This is a genomic window from Clostridium sp., from assembly GCF_050717545.1.
Lineage (GTDB): Bacteria > Bacillota > Clostridia > Clostridiales > Clostridiaceae > Clostridium_AD.
Genome location: NZ_JBOITN010000042.1, coordinates 67,027 through 90,242 on the forward strand (window position 1 = coordinate 67,027; position 23,216 = coordinate 90,242).

Sequence of the window (23,216 nt, forward strand, 5' to 3'; positions counted from 1 at the left end):
TAGTTGTTTTAATTAATTTTAATCCTAAACATATACTTTCCACGTTTTGATGCCCATACCCCTACAGATAAAAATCGTACACAAACGTAAAAAAGTGCCTCCCACTAGAAAGTAATTTCTAGTGGGAGGCACCTAACTTAATTTTTATCCTATAAACATTAATCCAAGTGCGATTATAACACCTGAGTATATTAAATCTATTATACAAAAGCCCATTACGTCCTTAGCACCAAGGCCTGCAATTCCAAGAGCAGGTAATGCCCAGAAAGGCTGGATCATGTTAGTCCATGCATCTCCCCAAGAGATAGCCATAGCAGTTTTAGCAGCAGGTACACCCAGTGCTAAACCAGCCGGCATCATGATAGGAGCTTGAACAGCCCATTGTCCACCACCTGATGGTACAAAAAAGTTAACAATTCCTGCACTCAAAAAAGCAAATAGTGGGAAGGTATTCTGATTAGAAATATTAACAAAACCAGTAGATATAGCACCTGCAAGAGATACTCCAGAAGCATTAGCACCTACCATCATCCCCATAATACCTGCGTAGAAAGGGAATTGAAGTATAATTCCAGCAGTTCCTTTAGCAGAGTTTCCAATTGCATTAACAAATCTTTTAGGAGTTCCATGAAGAGCAATTCCAACGAACAACATGATAGTATTAACAATGTTTAAATCAAGAACACCACCATTAATAAAATAATAAATAATAAAACTAAATCCCATAATTACCAGTAAGATTGAGATAATAACGCTATTCTCAAGTTTATCAGCAGGAGTCATATCTTCTTTAGCTATTATAGTAACTTCTGGTTCTTCCACCAAAAGCTTAGGATTTATTGTAACAGTATTTTCTTTGTCCGGATGCATGGCTTTATTAATAAGAGGTAATGTAACTAAAAGTACAGCTAGTATAACTAAATTAAAACTCGAAAATAAAGTAGCACTAGTTGGTACGGCTTCAGTAACAGCACCTGCAGTGGCCTTTACTACTGCCTCGCCACCACCAGCAATAACTAGTGGTATAGAACCAGATAGACCTGCATGCCATACTAAAAAGCCTGAATAAGCAGAAGCTATTAAAAGTCTATAATCTACACCTTTAATTTTTTTAGCTAATTCTTTTGCAAAAATAGCTCCGATAACTAGTCCAAAACCCCAGTTAATCCAGCACGCAATAGTAGAAATAAGTGTAACAAGAACAATTGCTTGAGTTGGTGATTTAGGTATCTTTGCAAGACGGCTAAGACCTCTTTTAAATGCTGGTGCATTAGCAAGAGTATGACCTGTAACGAGTACGAGAGCCATCTGCATTGAAAAAGCAAGAAGGGTCCATAAACCATTACTCCAGTGAATAGTCATAGCTAAAGGACTTTGACCAGTAACCACCATCCCTATAACAAGTACTATGAAAGTTAGAAGAACAGCAAAGATGAACGGATCTGGCAAATACTTCTGGACAATGCTAACACAAGCATTTGTAAATTTTTTAAACATTATGATTTCTCTCCTTTATATAATTAATTTTAGAAATATTATTATTCCACACAGCGCAATTTTAAGGTTTTATATTAGTAGGCCGTGTATCTTTATTACCGTGAGTTAAAAGCTTTATGGAATAGCGCAATAATGTGAACTGATAATATTTCTATTCTGTTAACACTATTCTACACTAATAGCTAAAGTCCTTCATTTTTTGAAAAAAAACTAATTTATATGGTGAATATATGACCAAAAACCACAAAAATACTATGCATCACATGGTATAATATAAGGAGAATAAGTAGTAAGGGACTAATTCTTTAATTTCACAGTTTCCTCTTATAACTTATATATATAACGTGTACAGCATCTCCACCGCCAACAACAACTAGTTATAGATCTAGAAATACCAGCATGAAATATTAAAAGCCAGAATAGCAGAAGCTATTAAGTGTATAGTGATTCAGATCTAGATATAACATTTCAATAATGTATAAAAAAGTTATATTTTTCTTGTAAAAGTATTGTGTTTAAAGTCGTAAATGCTTATAATTAAGGTGAAAATAAAATTAAATTATTGCACATAAATACATAGTTAAGGTGTAATAAAGAAATGATTTTCATTGCATTAATAGATTGGTATTTAATTAAGGCATTGAAAATTCAGAGTCTTTTTTATTTTTCAAATAATATATACATAGGAATTAAAAACCTTATATGAAAAATAATGTAAAATATAGAAGCTTAGAATATGGATAGTTTCTAATGAAGGATTAACAATCTAGGTTAAATACAAGGAGGGAAAATAAATGAATAAAATTGTAGCTTTAGATAAAGTTAGACCATTACTTAAAGACGGAATGTCAATAATGATAGGTGGATTTTTAGCCTGTGGAACACCTGAAAAGATGATAGACTTATTAATAGAAACAAATGTTAAGAACTTAACTATAATAGCAAATGATACAAGTTATGTAGATAGAGGTATTGGGAAACTTATAGTTAATGGTCAAGTGAAAAAGGTCATAGCTTCTCATATAGGAACAAATGCTGAAACAGGAAGACTTATGACAGAAGGAAAAATGGAAGTAGAGCTTGTGCCACAAGGAACATTAATTGAAAGAATAAGAGCAGCTGGATCTGGTCTTGGTGGAGTGATTACCCCTACAGGAGTTGATACTATTGTAGAAGAAGGGAAACAAAAACTTACAATAGATGGAAAAAAGTATTTGTTAGAACTTCCAATTAAAGCAGATTTAGCACTTGTTTATGCAAGTGTAGCAGATGAAATCGGAAATGCGGTTTATTGTGGAACAACAAGAAACTTTAATCCTATTATAGCTACCGCTGCGGAAATTGTAATATTGGAAGCAGAGAAAATTGTTAAAGTTTCCGAACTAGATCCAAATAATATTGTTACTCCAGGAGTACTTATCGATTACATAATAGGGGAGGCTAACTAATATGAGTATGGATAGTAAGACAGCAAAACAAATTATTGCAAAAAGAATAGGTGAAGAATTAAAAGATGGACAACTTGTTAATTTGGGTATAGGACTTCCAACTTTAGTTGCAAACTATATCCCAGAAGGAGTCAATGTTACTTTCCAATCTGAAAATGGAATGGTTGGTATGGGACTTACTCCTCAAAAAGGAGAAGAAAATAAGGATGTAACAAATGCAGGGGGGCAATTTACTTCGATACTTCCCTCAGGCGCATACTTTGATAGCGCAATGTCTTTCACACTAATAAGAGGAGGACACGTTGATATGACTGTTCTTGGAGCTCTAGAAGTAGACCAAGAAGGCAACTTAGCTAATTGGATTGTACCAGGCAAGATGGTTCCTGGTATGGGTGGAGCAATGGATTTAGTTGTAGGAGCTAAAAAGGTTATTATTGCAATGCAACATACAGCTAAGGGAACTCCTAAGATATTAAAGCAATGTACTTTGCCACTAACTGCAAAAGCACAAGTTAACCTTATAGTTACGGAACTTGGAGTAATGGAAGTTACTAATAAAGGTCTTGTACTTACTGAAATTCACAAAGATACAACAGTTGAAGAAATTATATCACTTACTGAAGCCGAGCTCATCATATCAAAAAAACTAAAGATAATGGATGTATAATCAAATAAGTATGAAATAAAAAAGAAAGAAGTATCCTATTTGACTATAACCGGTTCATTTCTGAGGTGTAATTTGTTAAATAACATGATAAAGCTATATACATTTAACCAATGAAGATTGGTATATAACAATTAAATTCACACAAAAACAAGCGTTGATATATTTTCACATATCAACGCTTGTTTTAATTTAATTCTACTAGCAAACATAAATTCTCCACTGCGTTATCAATTTATGTAATGGGGTTGCATCAATAACTTAATATATTTGAATACACTCATCTAGGTAAAGAGAGTTTTTGATGTTAAACTTTTATATTTCTCAGGAATTATGTCTATAACTTTATCTTTAAAATCGGAACCATCTTTAAGTAAATAAAATAAAATTATAAGTACAAGAAATACAGTTGAAGAGGTACGTATTGTATAGTTTACAACAAACATAAGTTTATGAATCAAGTTCTTAGAGTAAGTTTTAGCGATACTTTCAAAGGTTTTATAAATCTCATGAGTTGGAATATATTGATTAATCTTATTCAACATTTTATGCAATTATTCATTAATACTTTATAGATAGTTTTAAACAGTAATATATTAAGAGTTGAGTATCTTTTACTGATAGTAAAGTATTAACTAAAAAGTATTTTGAAAAATAATGAAAAAGTTTACACAAATGCATTGAAGAAAGTGTAAAGAAGATGTAAAATAGACTTATTAAAGTGATTTTAAAAAGATAGTTCACATTAAACATAAAAATTTCAAAGAAAGGAAAAGTGAATATGATTATTAATAAGGTTACAGATGTTAAGTTTAAAAAATATGGACAAGTTCTAAAAAATTATGATTGTTTACAGTTAATTGAAAATATGAAAATGACACCATTACCAAATGATGTAGTGTATGAACCATCGATTAAAGAATTAGAAAATATAAAAATTGCTGAGGAATTAAGAACTAGAGAGTTTGGTGAATTACCAATTCAAATAGGATATTGTAATGGCAATAATTATTTGCTAAATGCAGTTGAATATCATCGTTCATCAGAAATAAATGTTGCAGTAACTGATCTTATTTTACTTCTAGGATCAGAGCAAGATATACAAGAAGATTATTCATATGATACTTCAAAAATAGAAGCCTTTTTAATTCCAGCAGGTTGCATAATAGAGGTTTACGCAACTACACTTCATTATGCACCTTGTAATGCAAATGAAAATGGATTTAAATGCGTAGTTGTTTTACCAAGAGACACTAATCTAGCACTTGAAAGTAAAATTAATAAAACTGGTGAGGATGCACTACTATTTGCAAGAAACAAATGGTTAATTGGCCATAAGGATACTGATTTAGGCGCTCAGGGAGCATTTATAGGTCTTAAAGGACAAAATATTTCAGTGAAATAAATATTAATAATAAAATAATCTTCATAAAAAAACGGAGGAATAAAAAATGATAAATTTACCACAATTAAAATTAGGAATTGTTGCAGTGAGCAGAGATTGTTTTCCAATGGAGCTATCTGTTAATCGTAGAAAAGCAGTAGTAGAGAGTTATAATAAGTCTAATACAAATATATTTGAATGCTTGACTACTGTGGAAAATGAGACACATATGTTAAAAGCATTAAAAGAAGTTAAAGAAGCGGGTGTAAATGCATTAGTAATATACCTTGGAAATTTTGGCCCAGAAATTTCAGAAACTTTACTTGCAAAACAATTTGATGGACCAGTAATGTTTGTAGCAGCATCTGAAGAGAGTGGAGATAATCTAATGAATGGACGTGGAGATGCTTATTGTGGAATGTTAAACGCAAGCTACAATTTAGCACTTCGTAATATAAAAGCATTTATTCCTGAATATCCTGTTGGAACGGCATGTGAAGTTGCTGATATGATTTCGGAATTTGTACCAGTTGCTACTTCAATACTTGGACTTGAAAATTTAAAAATAATCTCTTTTGGACCTAGACCACAAGATTTTTTAGCCTGTAATGCACCAATTAAACAATTATATAATTTAGGAGTTGAAATTGAAGAAAATTCAGAACTAGATTTATATGCGGCGTTTAATGAGCATGCTAATGATTCAAGAATTCCAGAGGTAATAGCTAGTATGGAAAAAGAATTAGGTCAAGGGAATAAAATGCCTGGTATACTTCCAAAGCTTGCGCAATATGAAATAACATTACTTGATTGGATGCAAGCCCATAAGGGTTCTAGAGAATTTGTTGTTTTTGCTAATAAATGTTGGCCATCATTTCAAACACAATTTGGATTTGTACCTTGTTATGTAAACAGCCGTCTAACAGCAATGGGAATTCCTGTATCATGTGAAGTGGATATTTATGGAGCTTTAAGTGAATATATAGGAACTTGTATAAGCCAAGATGTTGTAACATTGCTTGATATTAATAATTCAGTACCAGCCGATATGTATAACTGCGAAATTAAAGGTAAATTTGATTATACAATAAAAGATACATTTATGGGGTTCCATTGTGGCAACACAGCGGCTTGTAAATTAACTAGTGGTACAATGAAAAACCAAAAGATTATGGCAAGAGCATTAGAACCTAATGTAGAACCAAACATAACTCGTGGAACACTTGAAGGGGATATTATTCCTGGAGAGATAACATTCTTCCGTCTGCAAAGTAATGCAGAAGCAGAATTAACAGCATACGTAGCAGAGGGTGAAGTTCTACCAGTTGCAACTCGTTCATTTGGATCTATTGGAATTTTCGCAATTCCTGAAATGGCAAGATTTTATCGTCATGTATTAATTGAAAAGAAATATCCACATCATGGCGCTGTTGCATTTGGACATTATGGAAAAGCAATTTATAATTTATTCAAATATTTAGGAGTAAAAGAATTAGGATTTAACCAACCCAAAGGAATGCTTTATAAATCAGAAAATCCTTTTAAATAAGAGAAATTAACTAGAACCCATAATTCAAACACAAATTGTGTTTAGAGTATGGGTTCTTTTTTTATGTAAGTAGGTTCATAATAGTAAGAGAAACTATAAGTAAATATTAATATATGCTTTGGTCCTAAATAAAAACAATGTATTTATCTGTTCTAGAGAATAAAGTGTGTATATAAATTTTATTTTATAATTTGGAAATTTTTGTGTATTTATGTCAATACTGTAGATATAGTCATTTTAATTTTTAGAAGTGCTATTGATAGGATTTAAATAAAACTACTAAATATTCTATATATAGGTTTAAACTAAGAGTTTATATAAGCATAGTATATGATTAAAATGTTCTTGAGTTTGGAGGGATATTAATGAAGAATAGAGTAGTTACATTATTTCTAATAATATGTATTTTGATAGGGGCGCACTCTGATATTAAAGGGTCATCAACTAATTATGAAAACAAACAAGCAATTGGAGAAGTAGTCAAAGTTTCTTCATCTATAGTAGAAAAAACTCCTCAAATAGTTCTCAAAGAAGTTCCAGAAGTGGTTTCTAAAGAAATAATTAAAGAAACAACTAAAGAAGTCCTTAAAGAGGTTATCAAAGAAAAAAATATAGAAGATAAGGATACCAAAGTACCTGAAAGCGCAAAAAATGAATACAGTTTTCCAAGTAATGAACCTGTGAGAGCAAAACCAGGAAAAGATAAATTTCTAGTTAAGGTAGCAATAAGTGAACAAAAGGTATATGTCTATAAAAATGATGTTGAGATTAAAACAATGGATTGTTCATCAGGGCTTAAAGGAATAGATTCTGATACACCGATTGATAATTACAAAATTAACAGTTATTATGGTCAATCATTTTATAGTAATAAATATAAGCAAGGGGCAAGGTATTGGGTAGGATTTAGTGGAGCTGAATATTTGTTTCATTCTGTCCCAACAGAAGAAGATGGAGACATAATAGCTATACAGGCCGACATGATAGGGAAAAGAGCGTCACATGGATGTATAAGATTGTCAGTAGAAGATGCATTTTGGTTTTATGAAACAATTCCTGAAGGGGCAGATGTAATTACTACGAATATTCTTTGATATTATAGTACAAGGTAGCAATAAAATTGGCTTTCCTAACAAAACTCATAATAATAAAATGATTAGATACATGAGGAGCTGTCTCATAATATATAAATATATATTATGAGACAGCTCCTTGATTAACTTATATAAAACATACACCAAACCGAGTATGAATTTTTATTAACAGTGAAAACACCATTACCGTCTTGGGCTATTATGACTTCACAAGAAACATTACCAGTTACATCTATAAACGTCTTGTCAGAGAACTTTTCACCAACAAACATTTTTTTAGAACCACCGTTATTTGCATTAGATATTAAGGCAGCTAGTCCATTTTCTCTTGTCCATCCTACAATATGTGCTTCATCGAAATAATCATGTTGAGTACCATAAGCAAAGTCGCGCCTTGCATATAATAATTTATCTAGTTCATCTTTTAATGGAGCAATATTTTTATTTGGAAGTCCATAATAATCTCCAAAGAAAACACAAGGGATTCCTTCTTGTCTTGTCAAAATGAAGGTATAAGCTTGTAGTTTAAATGAATTATCAATCCAAGATTCAAGGGATTGACCAGGTTGGGTATCATGGTTGTCCACAAAAGTTACTGAATTTTCAGGATAACAACTTATTAATGTATTATCCATTAAGCCTCTTAAGTCATAGTTATCTTTTTCATTTTTAGCTCTTAAGAAATTATAATGAAGCGGTACATCAAAAACATTAAATGAGTGGCAGGTTTCTTCAATATAATTTTTCAAAACTTTTAAATCAGCTTGCCAATATTCACCTACTGTGAAAAGCTCTTTCTTTGTAATAGTTCTTAAATCATTAATAAGTTTAGTGAAAAATCCGAATGATATATGTTTTACTGCATCTAATCTAAAACCATCAAGATTTGCCATTTCTATATACCATAATGACCATTTTAAGAGCTCATTGTATACCTCGGGTGAACTAACATGTATATCTGAAAGCATAAGATAATCATAGTTTCCATTTTCATTATCTACTCCCTCATCCCAACCTGACCCAATTCCAACAAATTCAAATATAGCACTTTCCTTATTATTCTCATCCCAATCAACCCCATCAAAATGTTTCCAGTTCCACTTAAAATCGGAGTACTTGTTGTTTCTTCCTGGGAAGTTAAATTTAGTCCATGCTTCTATATCATATTCATCAGATATTTTATTGTTTCTATTTTGTGGATCTACTTTAATTACCTTTACCCATTCAGTTTTATCTGCTCCACCTTTCTGGTTAAGAACTATATCTGCTAATATATTAATGTTGTTTTTATGAGCTTCGGAAATCGCATTTATGTATTCATCTTTTGTACCATATTTAGTTCTAACGGTTCCTTTTTGATCAAATTCACCAAGATCATATAAATCATAAACATCATAACCAACATCATTACTACCGCCTGCAGCTTTATATGCTGGTGGTAGCCAAAGAGTATTTATGCCGGCATCGCTTAAGGATTTACTTTGCTCCTTTAAAAAATTCCAGTGGCCTCCATCGTTAGGTAAGTTCCACTGGAAAAATTGCATTATAGTTTTATTCATATAAGGCATCTCCCTTTATTATCGTTTAAACTAAAGTAATTTATTGTAATTATGACAAAATAAATTAACAATTTACTTTTAAGTTTATTTTTAGATTCTTATATATATTATATTACATTATAAATAAACAAAAACAAATAAAAATATTATATAAGTATATATATAATGTCAAGTAAATTATTAGCAATTATAAGAAATTCCAGTGAAAGTTATTTTATTACATATAAGAGAATGTGGTATAATAGATATATAATTAACCATTAGATTTACTGAATTACTAACAATTATTTTGAGAGGTGTAATATTATGGATAACAAAGAATTGAATAAATTTGAAAATACAATGTCTGAAAGATTAAAGAGTTTTATAGATCCGAAGCTTTATCCTAAATATGAAGTTAAACGAGGACTTAGGGATATTGATGGTCGTGGAGTGCTTGTAGGGTTAACGGAAATTGGTCAAGTAAATTCATATGTTTTTAAAAATAACAAGATGGTTCCTGTTGCAGGTTCTTTAACATATAGAGGGATAAACATTGAAAACATAGTAGACGGTTTCCTTAAAGAGTGTAGATTTGGATTTGAAGAGACTTGTTATTTGTTAATTTTTGGTAATCTTCCAAGTAAAGAAGAACTTAAAAACTTTACGGAATTACTTTGTAAATATCGGACTCTACCTGATGATTTCGTACGAGATATGATACTTAAAATGCCAAGTAAAAACATAATGAACTCACTAGCAAGGAGTATACTTGCACTTTATAGCATAGACGATAAAGCGGATGACACGTCTGAAAGTAATGTTTTGGAGCAATGTTTGAGGTTAATTGCTTGTTTTCCATTAATAGTGGTTTATGGTTATCACGCTTTAGCACATTACCACAAAGATAACAATTTGATTATTCGTAGTCCACTTAAGGATTTAGGGACAGCTGAAAATATTTTGTACATGCTCCGCGACGATGGTAAATACACAAAGCTTGAAGCTGTAATACTTGATCTCTCTCTAGTAATTCATGCAGAGCATGGTGGTGGTAATAACTCTACCTTTGTTACACATGTGATAACATCATCTGGTTCAGATACTTACTCAGTAATGGCGGCGGCTCTTGGTTCTTTAAAAGGACCCAAACATGGGGGAGCAAACATAAAGGTTATTGAAATGTTTGAAGATATGAAAAAAGAACTTAGTGATTGGACAGATGAGGCAGCAATTGAAAAATACTTAGCAAAAATACTTACTAAAGAGGCGTTTGATAAATCTGGACTGATATACGGAATAGGCCATGCCGTTTATTCTATATCTGATCCAAGAGCCGTTATTTTCAAAAAGTATGTTGCAAGACTTGCTAAGGCAAAAGGTCTAGAGGATGAATATAATCTATATTCAAAAGTAGAAGAACTAGCACCTAAAGTTATTGCCAGTGTGCGAAAAATTTACAAAGGGGTAAGTGCTAACGTAGACTTTTATTCTGGATTTGTATATGGAATGCTTGGTATACCAATTGAAATGTACACTCCTATTTTTGCTATAGCAAGAATAGCTGGTTGGAGTGCCCATAGACTAGAGGAAATAATAAACAATGGTAAAATTATAAGACCGGCGTATAAAGGTATTGCACGAAGCACTAATTATGTTCCATTAGAGGATAGATAATTAAAAAATGTGTAGAGGGGTTGTAGTATAGACCCTCTACACATTTTATTTTTTTTTGTTATCATAATAAGAAACATCTATTTTTGTTTTAATATCTACAAGAGTACCGGCTTTAATACTTTGACTTATTATTTTTTTATTGTCATCTTTGGAATCTTTGGAATGATTGGATTTAGGGGGTTTGTCATACTTTACAGCTGTTTCCTCGCCAAGTTCTAAATTATTGTCATTTAGAATTTCTTCAGCATCATCTAGAGTTTTTCCATTTAGTTGTGGCACACTAACTTGCTCAATTTTTTTCCCTTGGCTTATAATTAAATCTACTTTGCCACCTTTTTCATAGGATGTATTCACCTGGGGTGATTGACTAATAACTAATCCTTGAGCTATAGTATCACTATAATTATTAGATATATTGCCAAGTGAAAATTCATTATTAATTATATTTTGCTCTGCAATATTTTCAGTATTCCCAATAAGTGACGGTACAAATTTTTTTTGAACTACAACAACTTCTTCTTCAGACTGTTGTTTTTCATCAGTTGATTGTGTATTATTTGACGATAAGTTATCAGTTGTTTTTGAATCTGTAGTTTTTACAATTGAAGTTGAAGAGTTATTAGAAATTCTATCTAAGAGATATCTTCCGAAAAATCCAATAATAAAAACTAAAATGATTGATATTATTATAATTACCTTTTTATTTGGACTGGGCTTATTATTTGCAAGGAGTACTTTTTTATCTTTTTTAACAGTAGGATTTTCAGGTGCTGAGGACTGATTCATAACCGTTGTTAAGTCGTTTTTTATATCAGTAGCAATAGGTGAACCCATAATCTTTGTAGCATCATTTCCATTATTATTTAAGTTAACTTTAAAATTTGGGTTTTCTTTAATTAATTTTAAAATTTTTCCCATTTCATCAGCTGTTTGAAATCTTTTAACAGGTTCCTTTTCCATGGCCTTTAAAATTACCAGGTTCACATTTTCAGGTAAACCTTCAATAATTTCTTTGGGTGGAGTAATGGGTTCATGGATATGCATCATAGCTATGGAAATAGAACTTTCTGCATTATAAGGCACTTTCCCTGTGGCCATTTCATACATTACAACACCTAAGGAATATATGTCTGTTCTAGTGTCCACAAAGATGCCTTTTGCTTGTTCTGGAGAAAAATAACGTGCAGTGCCCATAATCTTATTAGAATTGGTCATGGTTCTTGAATCTGAAACTTTGGCTATCCCAAAATCTGTAACCTTAATTATGTTATCTTCAGTTATCATAATATTATCCGGTTTTATATCTCGATGAATTATATTATTTTTATGAGCACACTGGAGTGCGTTGGCTATTTGGAGTGATATTTCTAGAGCCTTCTGAGAAGTAAGCCTACCATTTTCACTTATTAATTGCTTTAATGTTTTTCCGTTAATATATTCCATAACTATAAAATTAATTTGACCTTCTGCACCAACATCATGAACATTTACAATGTTTGGATGTGATAAGCTAGCAGAGGCGGTACCTTCCCTTTTAAACCTGGCTAAGAATTCTTCATCATTACTTAACTCTGTTTTTAGTATCTTTACAGCGACAAATCTATTTAACAAATGGCACTTTGCTTTATAAACAATTCCCATGCCACCTTCACCAATTTTCTCTAATAATTCATATCTATTTAAAAGTAATGTCCCTATCATATTAACCTCCCATAAAAAACGACAATGTATATATTATAACATAATTAGCATATAGTATAGACTATTATATAATCTATATGATAAACTAGAAATAGATTATTAGATTTCTTAAATTACGAATAAATTAAGAGGAGATGTTTTTATGGATAAATATGTATGTACGGTTTGCGGTTACGAGTATGACCCAGAAGTAGGAGATTCAGATGGAGGAATAGCACCAGGTACTAAGTTTGAGGATATTCCAGAAGATTGGGTTTGTCCTTTATGCGGAGTTACAAAATCAGATTTTGAAAAAGTAGAATAAGATTATTATAATTATTTAAATTATAAAAATTATAAAAAGGTCAATAATTTTTAGTCATAAAATGATTAAAAATTATTGGCTTTTTTATATTTAAGGAATATTAAATTACTGTAATTTGATAGGTCTATTATTTTTATTGTTGGAGGATTCACAGTAGAAATAGACTTCAAGAGACATTTTAGAGTAAATTCTACGGTAGACTAAAATTCCTAAAAAAACCTAAAATATAACAATTATAATTGTTTGATTATGATATAATAGAATAATATTCCAATAAAAATATATGTACAATCTCAGAGTTAAACTTTATTTGGAATTAAGGTATTTAAACTCTGGTGCATCAACTAATTTGGAAGGCACAAGGAGGATATGAACAATGGCCAAATTTAAAAGTCTTAAAACAGTTTTCTTAGCATCGGCAATAACAATTGGGGTATCATCTTTAACATCTCAAAATGTACTAGGGGCAACTAAAACATATACTGTTAAAAGTGGAGATTGCTTATCTACAATAGCTAAAAATTTTGGATTATCATTAAATGATTTAAGGAAAATCAACAACAAATGGAATGATTCGATTTTTCCAAGGCAAGTTCTCAAAGTTTCAGGACAAGCTAGTTCAGCAGTTCAACAACCTGCACAGGCACCTAGAAGTTTAGATAAAACATATACTGTTAAGAGTGGAGATTGCTTATCTTTAATAGCAAAACAGTGTGGACTATCATTAAATAATTTAAGGAAAGTTAATGATAAATGGAATGATTCTATTTTTCCTGGGCAAGTTTTGAAGCTTTCAGCAGCAACTAATTCTACACTGCAACCCCCGGTACAGCAAGAGACGCAATTACCTAGCAATTCAGCTAAAACATATACAGTTAAAAGTGGAGATTGTTTATCTTCAATAGCAAAACAGTGCAGAATATCATTAAATGATTTAAGGAAAGCTAATAACAAATGGAATGATTTTATTTCTCCAGGGCAAGTTCTTAATTTAACTGGAACAATTTCTTCTACTCCGGTACAAACTACTCCAGTTAAGGCAAATCCTGCGGCAATAAAATACACAGAAAGTGAATTAAACTTGGTATCAAGATTAATATCTTCCGAAGCACGAGGCGAGTCTTATAATGCACAGGTTGCTGTAGGAGCAATAATTGTAAATAGAGTTAAGAGTGGATATTTCCCAAATTCAATTACCGCCGTAATAAATGAACAAACAAATGGTAACTATCAATTTAGCCCAGTAAAAAGTGGAAGCATTAATACTCCTGCTACCGCAAGCGCATTAAAGGCTGCAATTGAAGCTCTTGGTGGAAATGACCCAACAAAGAATGCATTGTTTTTTTATAGTGGAAAGGTTCCAAGTGCATTGACATCGCCACAACCAGTCTCTGTAGTGATAGGAAATTTAACATTTGTATATTTAATAAAATAATTTTTTATAATAATTTTTATGATCTCTTTAGCTTTATATAAAATCGTTCTGACACGTATGCATATTTTTTTAGAAATATAATATAGTTAACTCCTTTTGACGTTTATCAAACACGTTGTAAAATGTTTATCTATATTTTACAAAAAAATGGGTAAACTATATAATAAGTTGTGTACAGATGGCTATATAGTTGAAGGGAGAATATAGATGAATAAAAATGATTTAAAACAAGCAAAAAAAGCACATAAACAATTCGAGACGGAAAAAGGTTCAATTAGCAGTAATGGCGGTATAAACAGTTGCTTTACTGGTGCAAATTTGGTAACGAACGGGCAATCAAGTAATCAATCAGATGATCATAGTCATCTTAATTCGGCTTCGAATTTTGACACGTCTAGTATGACTAGTAGCATTAATTATTCAACTTTAGAAGAAGTGAAAAAATTCAATAAACATTTAGATGTTATTAAAGATACTGATGAAAAATAAGAACTAAGGCAGGATTATTTCTGCCTTAGTTCTTATTTAAATAGTGTCTATTATTAATATTTCAGCTCCGTAGGAGATGATTTAATCGTGGTCTTTGTGATGGAGTTGGAGTACACTGGGCAAGTATATTATCCCATAACCAAGAAGTATAAAATAACTATAATTCCAAGTATAATTCTATACCAACCAAAGGCTGTAAAGTCGTGTTTCTTTATGTAACCCATTAAGAATTTAATAGACAAAATCGATACTATAAAAGCAGCAATCATTCCTGTTAGTAAAATAATGAATTCAGTATTTGTAAAAATTAAACCGAATTTAATAATTTTTAGAAGGCTTGCTCCAAACATAACAGGAATAGCTAGAAAAAATGTAAATTCAGCTGCAACTGTTCTTGATGTTCCTATTAGTATTGCACCGAGGATTGTTGTTCCAGAGCGAGATGTACCAGGAATCAATGCTAATACTTGAAAAGCTCCTATAATGATTGCAGTTTTATATGTAATTTGTGATAGCGTGTTAATCTTAGGTTTTATATTTTTATGTTTTCTTTCAATAACAATAAACAGAATACCATATACAATTAGTGCAACTGCAACAGTCTGATAGTTATAAAAAAGTGCCTCAAGGTCATCATCAAAAAGTAGACCAATAATGGCGGCTGGAACACAGGCAACAACAATCTTAAGCCACAGCACCATGGTATCGTTTTTTAAAGTTAATTTTGATTTAAAAGTAAAAGGATTTAATTTTTTCCAAAATAAAACCACAACTGCCATAATTGCCCCAAGTTGAATAACTACAAAAAACATTTCTTTAAATGCTTCACTCATATGAAGCTGTAAAAACTCATCAACTAAAATCATGTGGCCTGTACTACTTATTGGTAACCACTCAGTGATACCCTCGACGATACCAAGAATAATTGCTTTAATTATTTCGATAAATTCCATGTATTAATCACTCCCTTAGATATTTTATTTTGTAATGAAGTACAAGCTGTACAAACAATGCCATTATAGTATACTACTTATTTATAAGAATTCTATAAAAAGCAATAAAATACTTATTTTTAGATAAATCATATATAGTAGTTAATGATGAATATCATTAATATTTATTTTTAACACTAAAGAGTATCAGTGAGGTTTGTCAAACAATCAAATACCTGGGAGACTATACTATTTCGGTTTATATGGTTATAATATAAATAAACAATAGGCTCAGAGCATACAATTATAATTAACTAAACTCATATACAATGAAATTTAGGTAATTATGATGTGAAACAGAGGGAAAAGGGGAGTGCAACTATGGAAGAACCAAAAATAAATATAATAATTGCTGATGATAACAAACAATTTTGTACTATTCTTAATGAGTATCTATCAATAGAAAAAGATATTGTTGTTAGTGGCATAGCAGGGGATGGAGTAGAAGCGCTAAAATTGATTGAGGAAAATAAACCTGATTTGGTAATACTTGATTTGATTATGCCAGTTCTTGATGGATTGGGTGTTCTAGAAGGGTTAAGTGAAATGAATTTAGCGGCAATGCCTCGCATTATAGTTTTATCAGCAGTTGGTAATGACAAAATAACACAAAGGGCTATTACACTAGGAGCGGATTATTATGTTGTAAAACCTTTTGATATGGACGTATTTATTAAAAGGATAAGACAGATGTTAAATCACACTATATGTGATGGAGATGCAGAAAATACGATTACTTATGGGAGAAATACTGACAATAAGATTAATAAAAGTCAATCAATTGATATGATATCTCAAATAACTGAAATTGTTCATGAAATTGGAATACCTGCTCATATAAAAGGTTATATGTATGTTAGAGAAGCAATAAGTATGGCAGTGGATGATATGGAACTTTTATCAGCTGTAACAAAGGAATTATATCCATTAATAGGTAAAAAATTTAATACAACTGCTAGCAAGGTAGAAAGAGCAATAAGGCACTCAATAGAGGTTGCCTGGAGTAGAGATCAATCAGAAGCTATCAATAAGATTTTTGGTTACAATATAAGCAATAAAAAAGGAAAACCTACTAATTCAGAATTTATAGCAATGGTAGCTGATAAGCTAAGATTGCAAAATAAAGTTAGTTAGTTGCCTAGCATGGAACAATAATAACTTAGTTTTTTATTACTCATAATATCAGTATCTGAAGCAATATTATGAGTAAATAAAACTATTTATCAAATAAAAATGAATTTATTACTGCTAAATATTCGCGAGCAAAACAAGTAGGTACTAGCATTGGATGAAGTGGAGCAGGAAATCCATATGCTTTTAAACCTTGCCTTTGTGCTAAGAATTTAGCTCTTAATACATGGAAATTATTTGTTACAATTGTTACCTTTATATTATCTTTTTTCTCTAATTTATTCACAATATCAGATGTGAATTTCATATTTTCAAAGGTATTGGTTGACTTTTCTTCTTTTAGTATCAGGTCTTCTGATACTCCATGTTTAATTAAAAATCTTTTCATAGCCTCTGCTTCGGTAATGCTTTCACCAGAGCCTTTTCCTCCTGTTACTACAATCTTCACATTAGGATTAATTTTTATATATTCTAGACTTGTATAAAGCCTTTGAAAAAGTGCTGTTGAAGGAACTTCACCTCTAAGTCCAGCTCCTAATATTACTAGATAATCACTTTTTTGCTTGTTCTTTACTATAGCTGATTGAATTATTAGACTTTCTATAATCACAACAGAAACTATTCCAAGTGAAAAACATATTTTTATTGTAGTTTTAAGCTTGCCGGGTCTTAGTAACAAATAATTTTTCTTATTTTTTCTCTCATATAATCCTATTGTAATTAGGATTAATCCTAAAACAAGATAAAATTGCGCAAAAGTTACTATGCCACCAAATATTATTGTCCCTATAAAATATAATTCACATAAAACCCCTAAAAATAAGTAAACATTGCCTTTAGTTTTCAATTCTCATTCCCCCTTGGAATTCTCCACATTATTTAATAAATGGAAAAGTTACTTCAAATACGGTTATAACCACATCGAATTACTTTTAATATTAACTAGATTGATGATTTATGTATAACAGATATTGTTTTATATTTATACATTATACTAAATTTTAGCTTAATTATATATAAATATCCACAAGTTTCTATGAATGTTATTAATTCATTTATAAATTTAGATATGGAGATTAATTTAACAGATATGGAACTCAAATTAGAAATGTAAATGTTTACTTACTTTAGTTACTAAACACTTAGAATACTTTCTAAACATATATTATTTTGATCTTTACATTACAATAGAGTTAATAATAAACTTTATAGGAGGAATAAAAAATGAATTATGATGAACTTAGTTTAAAAATGCATGAAGAGAATAAAGGTAAGATTAAAATAGTATCTAAGGTTGAAGTGAAAAATAGAGAGCAGTTAAGTATTGCATATACTCCTGGGGTTGCAGAGCCTTGTAGAAGAATCTATGAAAATAGTGAAAACGTCTACAAATATACAGCTAAAGGAAACCTTGTAGCGGTAGTTACTGATGGAACAGCAGTACTTGGTCTTGGAGATATAGGTCCATTAGCTGCAATGCCAGTTATGGAAGGGAAAGCGATATTATTTAAAGAATTTGCAGATATTGACGCTTTTCCAATATGTCTTGATACAAAAGATGTTGAAGAGATTATAAAAACAGTAAAATATCTTGCTCCAACTTTCGGAGGAATAAACCTTGAGGATATATCAGCACCAAGGTGTTTTGAAATAGAAAGAAGGTTAAAAGAGGAATTAGATATACCAGTCTTTCATGATGACCAACATGGTACTGCGATTGTGGTTTTAGCAGGGATTATTAATGCTCTAAAGGTAGTTAAAAAAGATATTGATGTTGCAAAAGTGGTTATTAATGGTGCAGGGTCTGCAGGAATATCAATTTGTAAACTCCTTTTGTCTTACGGCATTAAAAACATAGTAATGTGTGACAAACAAGGAGGACTTGCTGAGGGTATTGATTGGATGAATCTACCTCAAGTAGAAATGGCAAAGGTTACAAATAGAGGTATGGAACATGGAACGCTTGCCCAAATTGTAAAAGGAAAAGATGTATTTATTGGGGTTTCAGGACCTAATATGCTAAATGCAGATATGGTTAAAACTATGAATAAGGATTCAATTATATTTGCAATGGCAAACCCAACACCTGAAATAATGCCAGAGGAAGCTAAAAAGGGCGGCGCGAGAGTAATTGCAACAGGAAGATCAGATTATCCAAATCAAATTAATAATGTTTTAATATTCCCAGGAATATTTAGAGGCGCACTAGATGTAAGAGCAACTAATATTACTGAAGAAATGAAACTCGCTGCAGCAACAGCAATAGCAAGCTTAATTACGGATGAGGAATTAAATGATGAATATATTATTCCGGGAGCTTTCGATGAGCGAGTAGCAAAAACTGTAGCAGCAGAAGTAGCTAGAGTAGCTAGAGAAACAGGGGTAGCTAGAATATAAATATTAAAAATAGGGGGAGAATTATATATGGGAAATACGATTGAGAATAAGGGTTATAAAATTCTAGGTCTTCCAGTTGCAGCTTTTGCAATTATAGCAATAGTAATTTTAGGCGCAACTTACATGGGAACAATGCCAAAAGGAATGATAGGAGCATTTGCGTTAATGCTTGTACTTGGGGCAATATTTAATGAGATTGGAAATAAGACACCTATTATTAACACATTCTTAGGTGGTGGGCCGATAGTAATTATATTTGCAACTGCAGCACTTGTAATGTATAACATAATTCCTAAAGTATCAATAGAGAATATGACAACATTTATGAAAGGCGGAGGGTTTTTAGACTTTTACATCGCAGCGCTTATAACTGGTAGTATTCTTGGCATGAGTAGAAAATTATTAATAAAGTCAGCAGTTAGATATTTACCGGTAATCATATGTGGTTTAGTAGTATCATTGGGACTTGTAGCAATAGTTGGAGCACTTATAGGATATGGAGCACAAAAGGCTATATTTTTCATAGGAATCCCTATTATGGGAGGTGGTATGGGTGCAGGAGCTGTTCCACTTGCTAAAATTTTTGGTGAATCATTGGGAGTAGATCCAGCAAGTATGTTATCGGTTATGGTACCCGCAGTAGCACTTGGAAATGCTATGGCCATAGTTATGGGTGGATTACTTGATAGATTAGGTAAATCAAAACCTGAGCTAACAGGTAACGGTAAATTAATGAAAATTAATGATAAAGAGAATGTAGTTGAAGAGGAAGAAAGTAATAAATTGTCCATAAAAGCTATGGGAATGGGATTATTAATAGCCTTAACATTTTTCGTTGTTGGAACTACAATAGGTAAATTTGTACCTGCAATTCATTCATATGCATGGATGATAATGACGGTAGCTGCAGTGAAAATGTTTGGAATTATGCCAAGATATATGGAACTTGCAGCAAAACAATGGTTTTCATTTGTAATGACTAATTTTACAGGCGTGCTTTTAGTAGGAATAGGGGTTGCATATACTAATCTTGCTGAAGTTGCAGCAGCATTTAGGTGGCAGTATGTAGTTCTTGTATTAGCAGTAATAATAGGAGCTACTATAGGAGCATTCTTTGGTGGAAAGTTAATTGGATTTTATCCAATAGAAGCAGCAATAACTGGAGGACTTTGTATGGCAAATATGGGTGGTACTGGAGATGTAGCAGTACTAACAGCTGCAAAAAGAATGGAACTTATGCCATTTTCACAAATATCCTCAAGAATTGGAGGGGCACTTGTTTTAATCTTGGCAAGTTCCTTACTAAAAATATTTATGTGAACAATTAAAAGACCATCCGTTATGCGGGTGGTCTTTTTTAGTCGTACCTGCGAAGAGTTTTGTCGTTATTAGACATGTTTCTTTTGCTAGTATATAATGTTAACAATAGAACAACATAACAATAGAACAAAAGCAATATATATGTAGGAAGTTAGTAATGCTTATCTGAAATAAAGCTTTGAAATATATTATTTTTGTATAGAGGAGAGGTGGTATAGATGATCAATGTTTTAATTGTTGAAGATGATCCTATGGTAATAAAGTTTAATAAATATTATCTCGAGCAGATAGAGGGGTTTATGTTAAAGGGTATAGCTCGCTCATCAGATCAGGCTTTGGATGTTTTAAAAAAAGAGAAAATAGACTTAATTTTACTTGATATATATATGCCTGTAATTAGTGGTCTTGAACTACTTGTGCAAGTCAGAACCATGGATACAAATATTGATGTGATTATAGTAAGTGCCGCAAAGGACAGCGCAAGTGTAAAAAAAGCTCTTCAGTATGGCGCAGTAGACTATTTAATTAAACCTTTTGAGTTTGAACGGTTTAGTTCTGCTTTAAATAATTATAAAAACAGAGAAAACATAATAAAAAGTAATGATCTAAGTCAAGAAGAATTAGATAGACATATTTTATATGTTGAACAAAATTCTTTTTTAATTGAATTACCAAAGGGACTTGAGAAAAATACTTTAAAACTCTCCTGGGAAAAAATAATACAAAATAGAGAAATAAACTACTCAACAGAAGAATTAGCAAAACTTGTAGGAATTTCAAGAGTATCAATGCGGAAATATGTTAATTTTTTAGAAGAGGCTGGAGCAATAAATAAAAAAGTTATATATGGTTCTATTGGTAGACCTATATATAGATATGAGTGTTTGAAGACCGATAAAAACCTTATAAATAGCATAATTAAATATTAAAATTAGTCCGTATTATAATTGAGGTGAAAAATATAAAAAAAACTATAAAGCTACAAACAAAGATTACAGTATTCATTATTATAGTAGTATTTGTATCCATATCCGTGATTGCTTCTTTTGTTATCGTATGGATGACTAGAAATATTGAAAGTAGGGCAGCGACTAACGTTATGAATGTGGCTGTTATGGTTGCTCAATCTAAAGAGGTGGTCAGTGCACTCGAATTAAATGATCCTAATAAAGAAATTTCATCATATGTTAATATGCAAATTAATAAGTTAGATCAGATTGAATATATTACAGTAGCTAATATGCAAGGAATTAGATATTCCCATCCTAATTCTGAAATGATAGGTAAAAAATTTTTGGGCGGAGACGAATATAGGGTAGTTAAAACAGGGGAGAAATATATTTCAGAAGCTACTGGGGCATTAGGGAAATCATTAAGAGCGTTTGTGCCAATATTTGATAGTGAGAATAAGAAAGAGATAGGGTTTGTTTCTGTTGGGACACTTACCAATAGTATAGATAAGGCAAAACATACAACAATTATTTACATAGTTATAATTAGCATTGGGGGACTGGCAGCAGGTGTAATAGGAGCTTTTTTATTGGCAAATAACATAAAGAACACTTTACTTGGACTTGAACCTGAGGAAATAGCAAGGCTCTATAATGAAAAAATGGGAATAATTGATGCTATTTATGAGGGGCTAATAGCCGTTGATTCTAAAGGAGCTATTACTCTAATAAATGACTCAGCATTAGAGATATTGGAGCTTAAACACAGGGTTAATAAAAATGATGTAATAGGTCAAAACATAAAAGCAATTTTACCTAATTCACGTTTGATTACGGTAATGGAAACAGGTGTCTGTGAATTCGATAAAGAGCAGAGAATAAACAATGCCATAATAATGACTAATAAGGTTCCAATAAAGGATAATGGGAGAGTTACCGGAGCTATTGCTACGTTTAGAAATAAAATAAATGTAACAAGAATGGCAGAAGAACTTACAGGAGTTAAACAAATTGTAGATGCATTGAGAGCAAATAATCATGAATTTATGAATAAACTTCATGTTATTCTGGGACTTATATATATAGAAAATTTACACGAAGCTAAGAGATATATTACAAATATTACACAGGAACAACAGAAGCTTTTAAGCAGCGTAACTAGTAAAATTAAGGATACTACTATTGCAGCTCTAATACTAGGTAAGATTAGCAGAGCTAAAGAGCTGGGGGTTTATTTGGAAATTGATGAAGAGGCAAATCTTGAAAACAAACATGGAAATATAGAGAGTCGTGATTTAGTAACTATTATTGGGAATCTGATTGAAAATGCTTTAGAGGCAGTAATTAAATGTGATGAGAAAAATAAGCATGTGTATGTAAGTATTGAAGAAGTAGATGACGAAATTGAAATTGAGGTTGAGGATTCAGGAGTTGGGATTGGGAAGGAAAATACAAGTAAAATATTTAAGAGGGGGTATACTACAAAACTTGGTAGTGGAGGAGTTGGTATGGCGCTAGTTAAAGAAACTATAGAAAATTTAAAGGGAAAGATAACTATTGATTCAGAAAAAAATAAAGGGTGTAAAGTCTTTGTAAGTTTATGTAAAGAAAAACGATTATTATAGGATTTTCCTTTTTTGAATATT

At 31.4% G+C, this 23,216-nt stretch carries 20 protein-coding genes; 14 read left to right on the forward strand and 6 right to left on the reverse strand.

The window, feature by feature from the left end; translation table 11 throughout:
- Window positions 1-144: 144 nt before the first annotated feature.
- Complete coding sequence (locus ACREVX_RS15500) at window positions 145-1,497, reverse strand: short-chain fatty acid transporter (RefSeq protein ID WP_431545119.1); 1,353 nt, start codon at window positions 1,495-1,497, stop codon at window positions 145-147.
- Between the two features lie 794 nt (window positions 1,498-2,291).
- Here ACREVX_RS15500 and atoD point away from each other — a divergent pair.
- Both atoD and ACREVX_RS15510 read left to right on the forward strand, forming a co-directional pair.
- The gene (gene atoD, locus ACREVX_RS15505; RefSeq protein WP_431545120.1) at window positions 2,292-2,945 is read left to right on the forward strand and encodes an acetate CoA-transferase subunit alpha; all 654 of its coding nucleotides are present in this window, start codon (window positions 2,292-2,294) and stop codon (window positions 2,943-2,945) included.
- 1 nt (window position 2,946) lies between these two features.
- The gene (locus ACREVX_RS15510) at window positions 2,947-3,612 is read left to right on the forward strand and encodes a 3-oxoacid CoA-transferase subunit B (protein WP_431545121.1); all 666 of its coding nucleotides are present in this window, start codon (window positions 2,947-2,949) and stop codon (window positions 3,610-3,612) included.
- Between the two features lie 281 nt (window positions 3,613-3,893).
- Here ACREVX_RS15510 and ACREVX_RS15515 read toward each other — a convergent pair whose 3' ends face one another.
- Window positions 3,894-4,154: an AI-2E family transporter gene (locus ACREVX_RS15515; protein WP_431545122.1), complete on the reverse strand. Its 261-nt coding sequence runs from the start codon at window positions 4,152-4,154 to the stop codon at window positions 3,894-3,896.
- Window positions 4,155-4,390: 236 nt separating this feature from the next.
- Here ACREVX_RS15515 and ACREVX_RS15520 point away from each other — a divergent pair, with 236 nt between their 5' ends.
- From ACREVX_RS15520 to ACREVX_RS15530, 3 genes are all read left to right on the forward strand, one after another.
- Entirely contained in the window at window positions 4,391-5,014 is a 624-nt protein-coding gene (locus tag ACREVX_RS15520) for a DUF4867 family protein (RefSeq protein ID WP_431545123.1), read from the forward strand.
- A 46-nt stretch (window positions 5,015-5,060) separates the two neighbouring features.
- Window positions 5,061-6,542: an L-fucose/L-arabinose isomerase family protein gene (locus ACREVX_RS15525; RefSeq protein WP_431545124.1), complete on the forward strand. Its 1,482-nt coding sequence runs from the start codon at window positions 5,061-5,063 to the stop codon at window positions 6,540-6,542.
- A gap of 365 nt (window positions 6,543-6,907) precedes the next feature.
- Window positions 6,908-7,636: a L,D-transpeptidase gene (locus ACREVX_RS15530; protein WP_431545125.1), complete on the forward strand. Its 729-nt coding sequence runs from the start codon at window positions 6,908-6,910 to the stop codon at window positions 7,634-7,636.
- 122 nt (window positions 7,637-7,758) lie between these two features.
- Here ACREVX_RS15530 and ACREVX_RS15535 read toward each other — a convergent pair whose 3' ends face one another.
- Window positions 7,759-9,195 (reverse strand): alpha-amylase, encoded by a 1,437-nt coding sequence (locus tag ACREVX_RS15535; protein WP_431545126.1) that lies wholly within the window; start codon window positions 9,193-9,195, stop codon window positions 7,759-7,761.
- A gap of 306 nt (window positions 9,196-9,501) precedes the next feature.
- Between ACREVX_RS15535 and ACREVX_RS15540 the strand changes: the two genes are divergently transcribed.
- Window positions 9,502-10,851: a citrate/2-methylcitrate synthase gene (locus ACREVX_RS15540; RefSeq protein WP_431545127.1), complete on the forward strand. Its 1,350-nt coding sequence runs from the start codon at window positions 9,502-9,504 to the stop codon at window positions 10,849-10,851.
- Between the two features lie 45 nt (window positions 10,852-10,896).
- Here the strand turns inward: ACREVX_RS15540 and pknB are convergent, their stop codons facing one another.
- A complete protein-coding gene (gene pknB, locus ACREVX_RS15545) occupies window positions 10,897-12,552 on the reverse strand; it encodes a Stk1 family PASTA domain-containing Ser/Thr kinase (RefSeq protein ID WP_431545128.1) in 1,656 nt (551 codons plus the stop codon).
- Between the two features lie 142 nt (window positions 12,553-12,694).
- On the opposite strand from pknB, the gene rd reads away from it, so the two are divergent.
- The 3 genes from rd to ACREVX_RS15560 all read left to right on the forward strand — a co-directional run bounded on the left by rd (window position 12,695) and on the right by ACREVX_RS15560 (window position 14,780).
- Entirely contained in the window at window positions 12,695-12,856 is a 162-nt protein-coding gene (gene rd, locus ACREVX_RS15550) for a rubredoxin (RefSeq protein ID WP_216308422.1), read from the forward strand.
- 376 nt (window positions 12,857-13,232) lie between these two features.
- Entirely contained in the window at window positions 13,233-14,291 is a 1,059-nt protein-coding gene (locus ACREVX_RS15555; RefSeq protein WP_431545129.1) for a LysM peptidoglycan-binding domain-containing protein, read from the forward strand.
- A 207-nt stretch (window positions 14,292-14,498) separates the two neighbouring features.
- Window positions 14,499-14,780, forward strand: a complete 282-nt coding sequence (locus ACREVX_RS15560; RefSeq protein ID WP_431545130.1) for a hypothetical protein — start codon at window positions 14,499-14,501, stop codon at window positions 14,778-14,780.
- Window positions 14,781-14,908: 128 nt separating this feature from the next.
- Here ACREVX_RS15560 and ACREVX_RS15565 read toward each other — a convergent pair whose 3' ends face one another.
- Window positions 14,909-15,733, reverse strand: coding sequence for an undecaprenyl-diphosphate phosphatase (locus ACREVX_RS15565; RefSeq protein WP_431545131.1), 825 nt, complete (start codon window positions 15,731-15,733; stop codon window positions 14,909-14,911).
- Between the two features lie 360 nt (window positions 15,734-16,093).
- Here ACREVX_RS15565 and spo0A point away from each other — a divergent pair, with 360 nt between their 5' ends.
- Window positions 16,094-16,906, forward strand: coding sequence for a sporulation transcription factor Spo0A (gene spo0A, locus ACREVX_RS15570; RefSeq protein WP_431545132.1), 813 nt, complete (start codon window positions 16,094-16,096; stop codon window positions 16,904-16,906).
- 82 nt (window positions 16,907-16,988) lie between these two features.
- On the opposite strand, the gene ACREVX_RS15575 is transcribed toward spo0A, so the two are convergent.
- Window positions 16,989-17,750, reverse strand: coding sequence for a YdcF family protein (locus tag ACREVX_RS15575; RefSeq protein ID WP_431545133.1), 762 nt, complete (start codon window positions 17,748-17,750; stop codon window positions 16,989-16,991).
- A gap of 377 nt (window positions 17,751-18,127) precedes the next feature.
- Between ACREVX_RS15575 and ACREVX_RS15580 the strand changes: the two genes are divergently transcribed.
- From ACREVX_RS15580 to ACREVX_RS15595, 4 genes are all read left to right on the forward strand, one after another.
- A complete protein-coding gene (locus tag ACREVX_RS15580; protein ID WP_431545134.1) occupies window positions 18,128-19,300 on the forward strand; it encodes an NAD(P)-dependent malic enzyme in 1,173 nt (390 codons plus the stop codon).
- Window positions 19,301-19,327: 27 nt separating this feature from the next.
- Complete coding sequence (locus ACREVX_RS15585; protein WP_431545135.1) at window positions 19,328-20,620, forward strand: 2-hydroxycarboxylate transporter family protein; 1,293 nt, start codon at window positions 19,328-19,330, stop codon at window positions 20,618-20,620.
- Window positions 20,621-20,838: 218 nt separating this feature from the next.
- Window positions 20,839-21,549: a response regulator gene (locus ACREVX_RS15590; RefSeq protein ID WP_431545136.1), complete on the forward strand. Its 711-nt coding sequence runs from the start codon at window positions 20,839-20,841 to the stop codon at window positions 21,547-21,549.
- Between the two features lie 23 nt (window positions 21,550-21,572).
- Complete coding sequence (locus ACREVX_RS15595; protein ID WP_431545137.1) at window positions 21,573-23,195, forward strand: ATP-binding protein; 1,623 nt, start codon at window positions 21,573-21,575, stop codon at window positions 23,193-23,195.
- Window positions 23,196-23,216 lie beyond the last annotated feature (21 nt).